General features: G+C 42.3%; 13 protein-coding genes. 8 read left to right on the forward strand and 5 right to left on the reverse strand.

Annotation, left to right across the window (positions count from 1 at the left end; translation table 11 throughout):
- The 5 genes from K6Y21_RS09920 to mobI are packed head-to-tail and all read right to left on the reverse strand — an operon-like array spanning position 1 to position 6,151.
- Positions 1–573 carry a hypothetical protein gene (locus K6Y21_RS09920; RefSeq protein WP_233071685.1) on the reverse strand — a complete coding sequence of 191 codons (573 nt, stop codon included), beginning with the start codon at positions 571–573 and terminating at the stop codon, positions 1–3.
- Complete coding sequence (gene traD, locus K6Y21_RS09925) at positions 570–2,462, reverse strand: conjugative transfer system coupling protein TraD (RefSeq protein ID WP_233071686.1); 1,893 nt, start codon at positions 2,460–2,462, stop codon at positions 570–572. The genes K6Y21_RS09920 and traD overlap by 4 nt, the downstream gene beginning before the upstream one ends.
- Complete coding sequence (gene mobH, locus K6Y21_RS09930) at positions 2,459–4,873, reverse strand: MobH family relaxase (RefSeq protein WP_233071687.1); 2,415 nt, start codon at positions 4,871–4,873, stop codon at positions 2,459–2,461. Before mobH ends, traD begins: the two co-directional genes overlap by 4 nt.
- Positions 4,870–5,679, reverse strand: coding sequence for a hypothetical protein (locus tag K6Y21_RS09935; RefSeq protein WP_233071688.1), 810 nt, complete (start codon positions 5,677–5,679; stop codon positions 4,870–4,872). The genes mobH and K6Y21_RS09935 overlap by 4 nt, the downstream gene beginning before the upstream one ends.
- The gene (mobI, locus tag K6Y21_RS09940) at positions 5,669–6,151 is read right to left on the reverse strand and encodes a conjugative transfer protein MobI(A/C) (protein WP_233071689.1); all 483 of its coding nucleotides are present in this window, start codon (positions 6,149–6,151) and stop codon (positions 5,669–5,671) included. Before mobI ends, K6Y21_RS09935 begins: the two co-directional genes overlap by 11 nt.
- 623 nt (positions 6,152–6,774) lie before the next feature.
- Here mobI and K6Y21_RS09945 point away from each other — a divergent pair.
- The 8 genes from K6Y21_RS09945 to K6Y21_RS09980 all read left to right on the forward strand — a co-directional run bounded on the left by K6Y21_RS09945 (position 6,775) and on the right by K6Y21_RS09980 (position 13,903).
- Positions 6,775–7,872 carry a ParM/StbA family protein gene (locus K6Y21_RS09945; RefSeq protein WP_233071690.1) on the forward strand — a complete coding sequence of 366 codons (1,098 nt, stop codon included), beginning with the start codon at positions 6,775–6,777 and terminating at the stop codon, positions 7,870–7,872.
- Positions 7,873–7,998: 126 nt separating this feature from the next.
- On the forward strand, positions 7,999–8,463 hold the full coding sequence (locus tag K6Y21_RS09950) for a hypothetical protein (RefSeq protein WP_233071691.1): 465 nt from the start codon (positions 7,999–8,001) through the stop codon (positions 8,461–8,463).
- A gap of 540 nt (positions 8,464–9,003) precedes the next feature.
- Positions 9,004–9,336 carry a hypothetical protein gene (locus K6Y21_RS09955; RefSeq protein ID WP_233071692.1) on the forward strand — a complete coding sequence of 111 codons (333 nt, stop codon included), beginning with the start codon at positions 9,004–9,006 and terminating at the stop codon, positions 9,334–9,336.
- Positions 9,337–9,345: 9 nt separating this feature from the next.
- A complete protein-coding gene (locus K6Y21_RS09960) occupies positions 9,346–9,777 on the forward strand; it encodes a hypothetical protein (protein ID WP_233071693.1) in 432 nt (143 codons plus the stop codon).
- Positions 9,777–10,301: a hypothetical protein gene (locus K6Y21_RS09965; RefSeq protein WP_233071694.1), complete on the forward strand. Its 525-nt coding sequence runs from the start codon at positions 9,777–9,779 to the stop codon at positions 10,299–10,301. The genes K6Y21_RS09960 and K6Y21_RS09965 overlap by 1 nt, the downstream gene beginning before the upstream one ends.
- A gap of 183 nt (positions 10,302–10,484) precedes the next feature.
- A complete protein-coding gene (locus tag K6Y21_RS09970) occupies positions 10,485–11,198 on the forward strand; it encodes a hypothetical protein (protein ID WP_233071695.1) in 714 nt (237 codons plus the stop codon).
- Positions 11,199–11,457: 259 nt separating this feature from the next.
- Positions 11,458–12,450 carry a conjugal transfer protein TraF gene (gene traF, locus K6Y21_RS09975; protein ID WP_233071696.1) on the forward strand — a complete coding sequence of 331 codons (993 nt, stop codon included), beginning with the start codon at positions 11,458–11,460 and terminating at the stop codon, positions 12,448–12,450.
- Positions 12,451–12,520: 70 nt separating this feature from the next.
- On the forward strand, positions 12,521–13,903 hold the full coding sequence (locus K6Y21_RS09980; protein WP_233071697.1) for a conjugal transfer protein TraH: 1,383 nt from the start codon (positions 12,521–12,523) through the stop codon (positions 13,901–13,903).
- Positions 13,904–13,916 lie beyond the last annotated feature (13 nt).

Below are 13,916 nucleotides of genomic sequence, written 5' to 3' on the forward strand. Positions count from 1 at the left end.
CTAACTGGCATGTCTGTCTGAGAGACTAGGAATGCCCACCAGCACAAATGCTGAAGGTGGCAGTATTAAGTGAGCTAAAACAAAACTGATTTGCTCATTTTCAAGCCATTTCTTATTGATTTCGCCAGTAACTTGAAATGTCTTCCAATCAGATTGCTCAACCCAGTCTCGCAAGTTTGATGTCAAACAATCCCACACTGTGAGAGAAGGGCGGCATCGCGGCTGAATGACTCGCTCAATTTCGACTTTAAAGCCCAAAATTAGAGGTAAATGCCGGATGATTTCTATTGCAAAGTTATCGTATGCCGTCTTAAGGTCTTTATGCTGATGTCGCTCCCATGCACTTAGTGCTGGCTCCAATATGTGCTCGGCCACGGTCTTGCCGTTGGAATCGACCAAGAAGACACTTAAGTAGGTGGCCAGACGATCAATAATGTCTGTGGCACTGGGCGAGTATAACTTTACGTTGTTTATCCGGTTTTTTGTTCTAGTTGATAACGCTGGTGTCAGCAATTTGATACCGGAGTTAGAGCCTTTAATTTTCTTCATGTAATCGTCTTTACTGTAAATCATGCTGCTTCCTCTGTAATGACACCTAAGCGGCCCTTAATTTTCCGTCCATCGCTTAGGCGGGCAATAAATTGTAATTTTGGTAAGTCACCCAGCAACTCTTGTGGAAATGTTGCCTCTCTGCTTTTTTCAATCCGCTCACCATACCCGCTAGAGTAATCTGTCACACCTGTAGCACTGCTGGATTGGCTTTGGGATGATATTGTGGTTGATTTAATATTGGTTTCTCCAAAATTTGATGAGACGGTTTCTTTTGTCGTCACGTCGTTGACGCGCATTGATATGTAGTTGTTGCATAGGCCTAAGATCCGCTCTGCTGTCGCTGGTGAAGATTTAGCAATAAGGTCAGCTACGGTTTGCGTCGCGATATACAGTAAGAAATTTGCGCCGCGAGCGGTCGCTAAAAGGTTGACCATCGGGTCATTGATAGATGAGTGTGCCTCATCGATAAATAGGCTGACGTTTCTCGCTTGGCCATGGCCATAGTTATAACGCTTGGCAGCTTCACTCACGATTGAGCCAAGGATAAGCTTGGAAATATTCCCTGCGGTAGTCATATCACCAACTGCATCAGAACTGATATAGAGCACTCCCCCTGTCTCAAGCAGGTTGCCAAAGTTAACTTTTAAATCATCATCATTGGCCGCTGGTGACAGCAAGCTTCGAAGTGGCTCTGCACATAGGTTTGAAAAGGTTGGCAATAGACCGGCCATCATTTTTGAGTAGTGAGCCTGATCGTGGACAACTTGCTGCACGATACCTGTGACAACCTCGTGTCGGTCTACTTCACCTGCATTGACCAACCCTTCGTAATAAGCGATAAGTCTTTCTTGACGGCTTCCTTTGAGGCTATTCAATTGGCCGCCTCGCGTGACTTCCCAATTACTCCCAATGGTTTCAGCAAAGTAATTCTCAAGCACCCGCTCGCATAACTTAAACTTGCCGTTCATCAGCCCATCGTAGATTTTTACCAGTGTTAAGGTCTCACCGACATAAGTCAGCGCCATCACTACTTGGTACACCGCTTGCCAACCGAAGTTGGAAAAGGCATCTTCATGCTCTGTGCTGGCAAAGATGTTTTTTATTCGGTCGGGCACTTCTGTCAGTCTTTGATAATTTTCAACTGGATTAATTCGCACCGAGGTTTGTGGCATAGAGACATCAAACTCAAAGAATTGATCCTCTCTTCCAAGCGCTTTCATTTCGGCTTTTAGTGACTTGCGCCAGCTTTGGTCTTTTTTGGGGTCAATGACAATCACGATATGACCCATGTGTATGGCGCCAAGTGAGAGCAGCTTTTGAAGTGTGGTTTTACCTGTACCTACGTTGCCAGTGATCATGGTATGACCATACCAGCATTCCTCATTCACCATGATACGCTTTTCTTCACCCATTCCCTGGATCCAAGTGCGCCCCCCCAATTTCCTCGCCTCTTTCTTCCAATACCACTGGTAAGGACGAAGCAACCATGGAAGCGATATTTCTTGCTGGTCCGCACTTAAGTCCAGGATTTGATAAGCCCGTTGAGCACAGATTGAGTCCCACTCAAAACCTTCTCCAAGGTAGATTTTTCCTTTGCCTGGCTCGATACGTGAATTCAGTGTATCTATGGCTTTATTCATTTTTCTCAGTTGTGCTGGTGAGACGATATTCATTTTGTTTTTGAACAATCTCAATTGCTTGCGCAACAGCGGCATCGCTTGTGCGTAACGTCGAATTGCATTTGCTCCAGCGCCGAACGCCAAACCTGTGCTCACACTTAGTTCGATTCCGCCAACGGCAAGCATGATTCCTGCGGCGATCAAATTCAGATTGCCTGCATCTAATTCATAGACGGGCCGATACAGGTTTTCGATATACCCCGGGTGAAGTCTTTCGGCTTTACTGCTCATTTATCGCCCCTTACCGCCTCAAAGCGGTCAATGTACTCATTAATGATGGCAACGTAGGCTTTGCCGTTTTTACTTATCGTTTCGCCAAGTGCTGGTGCCAGTGTTTTTAGGCAATCCTTTATCTTTCCTGCATCGGCGCAGACGGAATGGATGTAACCGACTTCGAGGTACAATTGATTTTCATCGAACAACATCTTGTCTGCGTTTTTCGCCAGGTGATGTAAAAGCTCATCGATGCTGCTTCCCACCTTCTGTGAGTTATATGGCATGCTAGGAGTTGATTGCTTGTTGTCTTGCTGTGACTCTGTTTTATTCATTGCTGGAGGCTCCGAATTTTTACTTGAAATGTATTGGGCGCCAGCCTTTGTGAGTCGTATTACATTGCATTTTGCTCCGTCATGAGCTGCGATTAATTCAGGACTTTTTCTCTCTAGCTCTTGATTGTCTTGTAATGACGCCATTACTGATGTTGGACTGCCAAGTGAAGGGATAAGTCGTAGCGCATTGATGGGTGAAAAATACAAGTGGCCGTTGCTTTCAATCAAAATTTCTGCGCTTCCATTTTGGTCTATGTAACTTTTTATGGTCGACAGCTCTTTACTCGGCTTGTATTCATCCTTAGATACAGAGGTGGATTCACTTTCTCCGTTATTTGTATGGACTTGGGGTGCTTGCTCATTTTCCACGGTATTTTGAAGGGGGGAGTTTTTGACTTCTGGAGCGGCAACCAGTTGTGAAAAGTCTGTCCCTTGTACTGGGTTAAATGGCTGTGTTTCATCCGCATCAACTTTTTTTGTTTTGCGCTTTTTTAGTGTTTGAGTTGCTGATGCTTTTGCCTCTTTGACTGGCTTGTTTGCATTCTTTGGTTTCACCGGTGATGTTATTGTTTGAGAATTGTTGCCCTTTGACTGTGTTAGTGGTGTCCCAGGCTGAGAATTGTTTGCCTGTGATTGTGCTGGTGGTGTCGAAGCTTGAGAGTTGTTAGCCTGTGACTGTGCTGGTGATGTCGAAGCTTGAGAGTTGTTAGCCTGTGACTGTGCTGGTGATGTCGAAGCTTGAGAGTTGTTAGCCTGTGACTGTGCTGGCAACTCTGCAATGCCACTCTCTTTTATTAGTACCATGTCGAAGTTACGATTGAGCTTTAGTATTCCTGTCATACTGTTTGGCATGGGGACCCCTTCAAACACATAATCCGCCCACACCACACGAACTAGGAACTCCCAAGTAACTGAGATATTTTTGTTTCGGATTTTTTTTGCATCCTCTTCGGTGTATATGCCAGGGAGGAAGAGGGTGGTTTTTGAGTCTTTATCTGGGTTCCTGATGATGTGATTTTCATAAAGCATGTTGTAAACTGTGTTTGTGTCGGCCGGTACAGCAACATTTTTCTTGCGAAGGTATTCAATTACTTCTTGGATTGCCTTGGGCCAAGCAAGGTAAACTTCTTTGTTTATGATCCACACATGGCCTTTTGGTTCGTTTATAATCCACTCTGATAACTTAGCTCTGAGTCCTTTCACGATTAACATAACCGTTGATGTGTTTTTCTCTCCGAGTTGACGATCCCAAGTTTTTTGGATATCTCTCGATGTTGAACGTGAGTCTGCTGTACGAACAGCCTTGGCAATACCTGAAGGACTGTGCTCTAAGCTTGCCAATACTCGTCCAACTTCCTCATAAACATCATCAGGCCCGTTCGTTAGATAGCGTTTTGCTTCATCAGTGAGAACTTTTGGTAGCATGTGGATCGCTAAGGATTCATGACCCTTGTGTAATCTCTCTGGTTTCCATTGAACTTTATATCGTTGCACATCGTGGAGCTGACACCATTCAATGAGCGACATCATATGTGGCCCCCAAATAAGGCCACTCTTCATGCAAATTACACGACAGTCTGATATTGGCTTCCCTGCGTCATGCAATAGTGCGGTAAGCCACGTTGCATAACGCCAACGTGGATATCGCAGCACTTCTATATCCGCGGTTGAATTTCGCTCGAAGTGTGAGTTGTTGAATGCTTTAAGCGCCTCCCATGACGTTTCTAATGAATGATAAAGCAACCCTCCATGCTCGCTGTGGTGCCAGTTCTCGCTGGCTGGAAGTAGGTGGATATATTCTATGTATTGACGAATAACGCCGAGATACAGGTTACCAAAATTAAACTCTAATGATTCACGATCATCGATTCCTGCTTCATGCTGGATTTTTTTTATCATTGGCTTAACTGCCATGATAATTTCATCGACTTTTTGTGCTGGAGTGCCATGTGTTGCTGGGGGGTACATCATGAGTTCTCGGGCAGTCAGCATTTCTCCATTATTGACCTCAATTAAGCCATAGTAACGAGCTATCCATGGCAAAAAGCCAATTTTGTGTAAATAAGCTGCGAACTTCTCCCCCCGCGTTTTCATGCTGCTTTATCCTCGCTTTCGTTTTCTTCTTTGGTACTCCCAGCGTCTTCGAGGTTTTTCTGCTCAGCTTCTTCTACGGCGCTAGCAACCGTGTCACTTTCTTGCTTAGGTTCTTTTTCCCCGTCGACGGTTTGTGCATTTTGTAGAGCTTTGTTTAGTTGAGCGCTTGTTACTTTTTCATCAAAAGATACTCGGTCTTCACGAACTGCCTTTACAAACTCTTGTGGTGAGTAGGAGCCGCCATTTCGCCCTGTAATATTTGTTGCAGCGGCAACTCGGCTAGAAATGCGGCTGAAAACATGCTCGATTTGAGTCCGGCAATGCTCTTTTTGTTCATCTGTCATTACGCCTTGATACCAAAGATCTTCAGCGAAAGAAGCTTGCTTGTCAGCAATGTGGAGTAAATTGGCCAGCTGAAGGTAAATAGGATGGTTTGCTTCAACGGTTAACCTGAATGACTCTGGTACAGTAATTTGGTACCCGCTGTCTGGAATTTGTCCAAACATGGCATTCTGAGCTTCAATTTCTTGCAAGCTGGTAGCTGCGTCGGAAATAACTTGATTAAACCACTCTTCGACTATTGGCTTAACAACCTTATCGCGAATGATCATGTGGTGTATAACCCCCAGTCTTCGAAAGGCTGCTTCTGGATTTGCCCGTATACCCAGCGTTGTACTTCGGTCGATAAATGCATATAGCATTTCGGACGTGAATGGCATTTCAATTCGCATTAGTTTGTGTCGTACAACACGTGGTTTTGTGTTGCGGCTTTGTCTTTTTTTAGAAGGCACCTGTTTATTGCTCATTATTGTTTTCCTCTGTTTGTGGGGAGGTTTTTTGGATGTATTTTCGTTGATAACGGTTAAATAACACCCTGCATTCATGATAAACCTTGAGCTCAGCTCTAAACCTGTTCAATGGCTCCAGGTACTCGTTTATGAGCTCAATTTCCCAGTCCTGGGCCTGACGTCGGAACTGACTTAATCGATAGCCATCCTTATAAGGCTTAACTCTTTTTGAATAGTGTTTATTTTTCTTACGAAAAAATGCTTCACCAAAATCTCGCCAGTCTATATCTTCGTGACCAGTGCTAGTCTTTCTCATTAAGGGTGCAAAGCGTCCTAATTGTTTTAGATCCCCTTTTGCCAGATGTATCGAGTTATGAGCTTTCCATGCCTCCCAATACATATCTACTTGTACTTTTGCTTGGCTTCTTACCTCGGATTCGACCGCATTAATGCTGCTCAGTAATGAACCCTCGGCGCTCGTTTTAATCATTTTTTACCTCTTTATCTGTGTAAAAAAAAAAGGTTTTTGACACACTTGTTGAGGCCATTCCTTTTAATTTTCTTTTACACTTAATCTTGTGTAAAAATTAATGACGCAAAATCAAGGTTCGACCTGATTTAAATCAACTTTTTTGTTTTACACATATCTGTGTAAAAACATTTTTATTCATCTATTGGAGTTTTAAATTCCAAAAAAAAATTTCTTTACACTTGTTCTTGTGTAAAGAAATAATTTTCAACTTACTGATTAGCTTTAATAGAAAATTAATTCACTTCATTTTTGCACAGACTTACGAACTGAAAATTCATTTCAAGCCGAAATTTTGCTGATCTAATGCGAAACGCACTCTTTGCTCTTCGTTAGAATGAGTCTGCTTGGACGGCTTATAGGGCGCACTGGCGACCTAGGGGGCGTTGACACGACCTACGAGACGTCACGTTTTAGCTGGAGATGGTTTATCTAACCCTCCTTTGGGAGGCTTGGCGCCTTGTTGGGCGGAGAGCTCGCCTTATAGAGCGCCTAGGGTTAGGTAAAGAAGTTTGAGAGTGCGCAAGCAATCAAAACTAACGCTATCTGTACTTATCATTTATATAATTTCGACTGGAGGGGTTATGACAGCATTAACTGTGAGGACTATTGATCTGGGGTTTGGTACATCTACTGTAGTAACTCAATCGGGTAAGGAGTTTAAATATCGTACATTTCCAAGTATTGCAGCTCCGTTAGAAAAGGGAAAGTCGGATATTACGGCAGGGGCCTTTTCTCGTAGTGATGTTGTTAAAGTTGATGTTGACGGTGTTTGCTATGCAGTTGGAGAGGATGTCTACAGTTTTGTTGACGGTGCAAATGAATCTCGAGTATTTAATAGTACATTTATTAAGTCAAAACAGTACAAAGCAGTTTTCCTAGCTTCGTTATCTATGATGGCTGACCTTCCTTTGGATGAGAATGGGAGCAAGGTTATCGATCTTTTGGCAATGGGGTTGCCTGTTAACAATATGCATTTAAGGGATGAATTGAACGATTTTGCTAAAAGTACACATGTGTTACCTGATGGATCTCAAGTTGTCATACGTGAGGCTTGGACAGTTGCGCAACCGCTTGGGGGGTTGCTGTATTATGGTGTCAACTCAAAAGAGGGGTTGTCGACTTTGCTTAATAAACGGATATTGACATGCGATCCAGGGATGGGAACTTTCGATTGGCTAACGAGCCATGGTCTAAATGTCTTTGAACGACGCTCGGGTTCCAATGAATACGGTCTTAACAAAATCCTTTCTGCGGTATCCGATGCAGCTAAACCTGTCTTTGGTTTGGATTTATTGTACGACACAATTGATAGAGCTATTTATCAAAAGCACAAAGTGCTGAGTATAGCTGGACGTAAGTATCCTTTCCCAAGGTGTGAAGGTAAATTCCAAGATGGTACACCGGCGCTCTTTGGCAACAAGCCGATTTCATTTGATTTCAGTGCAGACATTAAGCGTGTGACTGATTCTGCTTCTGATTCTTTGCGAAACAATGTTGGTGATGGTCAGGATATCGATCTGATCCTTGTCACAGGTGGGCCCGCTGAAGTTTATCTTAAGTCAATTTCAGAGTTGTACCCACTTCATGCAGTGGAGCTAGTGCCGAACAGTATAGTTGCAAATGCGCTAGGGATTCACCAAGCAGCAGTACAAAAAGCAGATAAGTTATTTGCGGCCTAGGTAAAACAACCATGAATTGAAATTAACAACCATAAGCTGATATGGGGGCTATGTTTTATCTACTTGTTGAACAAATACACGAAAGTATCAAGTTATGGTTGTTCTTAAATTTGTCAGGAGGGGGGGATGTCAGAACAGTTGCAAATGAAGCTCATAATCAAAAGAGAACTATATCCAGACATTCATGAGCTTCTTTCTAACTTCGCAAAGAATGTGAGGGCTTATGAGGTAAAAAAAATTCTTGAAAGTACGTTGTGTGGCCATGCTCAGGCTTTGAAAGAGCAAGGGGTTACAAAAACTCACACAGAACAGTGTCTCATTCGTACTGATTTATGCATTGCTGCGGCTGTAACCCCTACGCTATTCGAGCGTTTGTCCAAAACTAATCCTCAAGTAAGGGCTGAGTACGTTCGATTTTTGCTTAGGTTAGCTATTCTTGGTGGGGTAGAGGAAAGTACAAAAACCCCCCTTGTTGTAAGTGTTGTCGACGAACAAACTGAGTTAGATGCAGGCTGTTCAGGGCAAAGTAGCGCAAGCGTGGAAAAGCTTTGCGTTGACAAAATCGATGTTGATGCACTCGATTTCACCTGAATATTGGCATCAATCAGCAATATTGAGGCAGGTTATGTTACATCTATATACTATTGCATTTATGTTACAAAGAGAGATGGTTTTGGCATCAATCACCGTCTTATTAGAAGAGCTTCCGGTTTGTCAGTAGCTAGGTGTTTTGCTTGTAAGTTTGAGAATTTGTAGCCCGTTATTGACTCTATTAAAAATTCAAGTAGCTCGATAGCTTGTATTATGCGGAATTCATGTGACCTACTGCAAATTTTGACACAACAGAAGCTCCCAAATGTCTAAAATAGATTTTTCTAAGTGTGAAGAATCTCTCAATATTGCAAATTCGATTTTATTTGTTAAGTGTGGTTATAAATTCTGTTTTTTTGTCTTTGTGTGGTGTTTCAGTTTTTAAAATTCGGAGTTTGATACATTAACATCGCTTGTATCGGTTTTGGTTGTCAATTAAACACACAAAAATTGTCACAGAGAGACAAATTATTTTTTGTGTAGATGAAAAAGTAGGCATAAAATACACACAGTTATTAAGTTTGGGTTTGGAGGAGTAAAATGAAGACTTTCGATGATTCAATAAATTCTTTGAAACAGTTGCAGCTGAAGTTTTTAGTTGCTATGCAAGAAATCTCACAACATGACAGCGAGTTAGCGCAAAATCTTCTTTTTGCAAATAGTTCTGATATAAAACGATTTGCAGATTTACCACGGTCTGATCTGGTTGCAGCCCTTGGTGCGATGTCTCTGCCAATTTTATTTGTGGCTCATCCAGAAAGTCGGCCACGTAACGTAAGCCATATGCAAAAGTTTGTTGAAGATGTGTCTTGTTTTGATTCACTAAATATTGATTCAGTCTTACCCAGCCTTGGAACCGTTTCCAAGCATTAGGAGTTTGTCATGAATGCCATCGCTTTACATAACCACATAAGCTTGTTCTCAGATGATGAAGATTTGTACGGCAAAAAAGCCCATCCGGAAAACCCACGGGTTGCAGAGTTACTAGAATTTGTCCAGCGCGTTCAGCAATCATATTTTGTTCATTTGTACGAGTTAGCTAATGCAGACCCTGAAATGACTTCAGCTATTTTCAAGGTTCCTCTTAGTGAAGTAAATGATTTTGCAAAACTGGACCCCGTAGATATTCATAATTTTCTATCCGAAATTCCTGCTTCATTTTTGAGTATTCAACACCAACCATTTAGGTACCAGAGACCTAATTCCCCCCTGTCCAAGTTAGCCGATCTAATCGACAGAAATCAGCTTGTTTTGAGACGCTCTCATGACTGTGAGGAGCGTTGGTATTACTCTAGTTTAGTTTTGGCGGTGTAATGATGGCTATTAACTCTCGAATCCAACGTTTGACGGTGTATGAAGACTTACTGCGCCTCGGTGCAAGAAATAACATCATTAAACGCTTCTTCCCATCCCCCCATATTGCAAAGCTCATTGGTGAGGTAGAGCCTGAAACACCTCCTGTGAGAGGTGGGGTTAGAAGGTTTTTATCATCAGATGGCCTCTTGATCGCAAATTCTCTTTATAATCGGCTGGCATATTTAGAGCCTGATAATGCAGATGCAAGAAGACAAATAAAGCCTGAAACACTTCTGGCTCTAACAAAGTTCGCTCGATTATCACTGCCTCACCATGCCGGCACCTCCGAAGATATTGACTGTAATCGTGTTGCTGTCTTGTTTGACTTGATACGAGAAGGACGGTTTTGTAAAGCGACATGCAACGTTTGTGGTGAATCGTTCTTACGATCGGATGATTCAGTTGTGTGTACTTGCGTAAAATGCAAGTTTATTTCAGCAGGGAAAAGTAAGTCTAAGCCCGTTAACAACCCCGAACTGTAATCAACAAAGTGGAGATGTGAGCACGGCAAACTGTTTGCAGTGTTTTTTATTTGATATCTTATTGCCATCGTTTCGATGATGTCTTACTATTAGGATATTGAAAAGGTAATCCTATGACGTTTTTTGTGGCTTGCTAATTTCCATATTTGTCTTTTGCTCATCATTGACTCAGGAGATGTGCATATGTTGATTAAATCAGTTGTCTTTGTGGTTGCGTTACTTTGTTCCTTTGGTTCTTATGCAAAGCAAAGTGAAGCAGAACTGGTAGACTCGTTGGATCGCTATTTAGCAAGTATACAGTTCCATGTTTACGAGCAAAAAATTGGCGTTTCGAAAAATGGCGTTACAGAAGTTGTTTTCAACATAAAGTTTTCATCGTCAGTGTCGCCTAATGATTTAATTACTCCGTTGTTTGAAAGCTACATGAGTGGTGGAATGTATATCACCAAACCTCAAAAACAACGAGTAGAATCATTTAATTATAAGCAGCGTCAGGCATTAGCAAGAAAAGGCAAGCCAATGCCTCTTCATCAACCTAGCGCAGTAGAGTTGGCAATTCCTGTTTCTCTTTTAGACTTTGAAGAGCCAGTAAAAGCGTCGTTTGGTGTGTTTACTGATACTTGCTTAAATCAAAATATAGACTTAGCAAATGTCTGGTTTACTGATACAGCTTCAGCTGGATTCACGAAGGATGCATTTGATCTAACTTGTGTTTTTCTTTCCAGATACCCTGCCGCTGACGTGTCTCTATTTGGTTCTACTCAAACCGTTACCCTGGGTTACAACGAAAAAAATCAATATAAAGAGGTCGCTTTTTTGGTCCCAACATCAATGGTAAAAGGAACTGATTTGGTAAGTAGGCTTGAGGTAAATCCGTTTTATTATTCCCCTAATTAAAAAAATTCCTTCCTTTTTCAAGCCTACTTTATGGAGGCTTTTTTCATTTTTGTCGACATGATGCCCCCTTTAACTGGAGCTCCTGTAAAGCAGTCTTAAGTCGCCCCCCTCTGATGAGAAGATTAGATAATTCTGTCAAAGGCTGGCGTGGCTGTATGGATAGGAAATGTCATTAGAACCATAAAAATAAGCCTTGTAATGAAATTCCCTTAGGTGATCTTGAGTCACAATATAGCTTTGTATCTGGGGGGGAATTTCCGTGCTTAAGATATTAATGCTAGGGATCATGTTTTGTTCGATTACAGCCTTAGCTGGTAGTAATGACGATGATGATAATCTGGTGAGAGGGTGGCATTGGTATGAAGAAGTGGAAGAGGTTGAAGCGTTAGAGCCTACACCAACACCAATACCTATGCAGGGTAAAGAAGAAATCCAGAACTCAAAAGAAATTGAACTCAATGTCGCTTGGCTAAAAGAAAATTTGCCCAAACTCCGAGATAAGGCAATCGAAAGCCCTACAGATCAGAACCTTCGTAACTTTTACGGTGCTCAACGATTAATGATCGACATGGGGACTCGGTTTGCCAGTCGGTCTTCAGAGTTTTTTAAATTTAATCCGGAACTATCAGAGTCAGAAAGAAGGCCTACATCCAATTTTGCACTCTTTTCATACTCAGATGAAGTTGAACGAGGTCGAAAGTCAGTAATGGATAAAGTAGAAGGCAAAGCTGGCCTTTGGTTCTTCTTCTTATCCGATTGCCCCTATTGTGAAAAAATGGCGAGCGTGCTCCAGATCCTAGAGCGAAAATTCAATTTTGAAGTTCTCCCTGTATCGCTCGATGGTCGAGGTTTGGTATCTGGCGAGTACCCAGATTTTGTGTATGACCCCAACGGAAAGATGGCCACTAAATTGCAGATTACAGCTGCTCCTACAGTGTACCTGGTAACCAAAGATGGGATGGAGTTTTACAATGTGACTCAAAGGCTTGTTAGTGCACAAGAAATGGAAGAAAGGGTGTTGTTAGTCGCTCGGGAAGCGTCACTGATAACACATGAGCAATTCAATACAGCTAGCGAAATAAAGGACCACTTGACGGTTGATAGAAATGACGGCTTGCTCAGTATTGATGAAGAAAAACTGCTTAATGATCCTGCCGCGCTAAGCGAATTAATTGAAAGCCGTGTAGGGAACTCACCATCTACTGCCAACCCATTCACACTTTCTAAAGAGGAGTTGATTAATGAAAACTAGACATATGGCTCTCTCGTGTATTGTTTCATTGTGTCTTGGGCTTAGTACCTCTGCCCACTCAGAGAATGTGATGAAAGATATTTTTTATAACACGATGGTGAGCACCGAATCCCCCGGAGGCTATAAATCTGCAACTAGGCAGGGGTATAACCTCGGAGGATTTCAAGCTCGCTATAAATCTCGTCAGATTAGATTAGTCACATTTTCACCTCCTCGAATTAGGGCGTCATGTGGGGGGATTGATGCCTTTGCAGGGGCATTTTCAATGATCAGTGGTGAACAATTGGTTCAGTCTGCAAGAGCTCTTGCTCAAGGCGCCGCGACCTATGCCTTTGGGATCGCAATCGATGCGATGTGCCCATCTTGTGCAGCAGAGATGAAACACCTTAATAAGTGGCTCAATGAGCTAAATAAATTTGCATCTATGTCCTGCAAGGATGCTGCTGAGAAAATTGCTAGTACAGATTTTATGTCTGGCTTAAAGGCTGAAGGCGCTAAACGTGAAGCAACAATACTTCCTAATCTTCTCCCAACAGGTATGTTTGATGATTTTATGGCGGGTAAAAATGAAACTAATCCATCAAATGCTCAAGATATAAAAGACGCCGGTAAGGAAAAAGAAGCGTCATACAACATCATGTGGCACGCAATGCGCAGCGCCAATCAACAAGACTTTCAGATCGATGGGGTGGATAGCTTAACATTCATGGAAATCATGATGTCTTTGACCGGCACAGTTGTGACATGTTTTGACCAGGCTTTGTGTGGTGATTCCACGGTACTAAATGTCAATACTGATGATGGCAGTGTAAGCAAGGTTTACCCGGGCACATTGAAATTTAAGTCGTTTATTCTTGGGCCTGAAGCAGAGGGCTATGATAATGGCCGTGTCGAAATGCTTCAATGCTCGGATCCAGACACAACGGATAGGGAAAACAATTGTCTATTTGTGAAACGTGTTGACGTCGAATTTAAGGGTTTGAAACAACTGTTTTTAGAAATTATTTGGGGGCAAGACCCTTTTACCCCTTCTTCAACTTCGGTAATTGGATACATCCAAGGTAGAAATGTTGCCATGGACACAAATACATTAAATTTTGTAAGCCATTCGGGAAACGGCTTGGTTCATTCCCTTAGACAAACGTTATTTAATGGTGAGGCGACCACCAATACCTACAAATTGGCAGAAATGTATGCCGAGCTTACGGCTTATCAAATAGCTTCAAACTGGCTATCAATGGTTAATACCAAGATTATGCAGCTTGGTTTTTATAAACCGAAAACAGACAAGCAATTTGTTGAGCCGGCAGACTTAAAAAGTATCAAAGAGCGGGCGATGGCGTTAAATGCAGAAAAGCGTGGCTTTGAAACTGAAATGCAAAACCGAATGCAATTTCTAACAAACTGGTTAGATTCTCAACGCATTTTGCGGGACTCTGGCTCCGGCAACTAATTAAGGGAACGTA

Source organism: Motilimonas eburnea (assembly GCF_021295345.1).
Classification (GTDB): domain Bacteria; phylum Pseudomonadota; class Gammaproteobacteria; order Enterobacterales; family CBDFNC01; genus Motilimonas; species Motilimonas eburnea.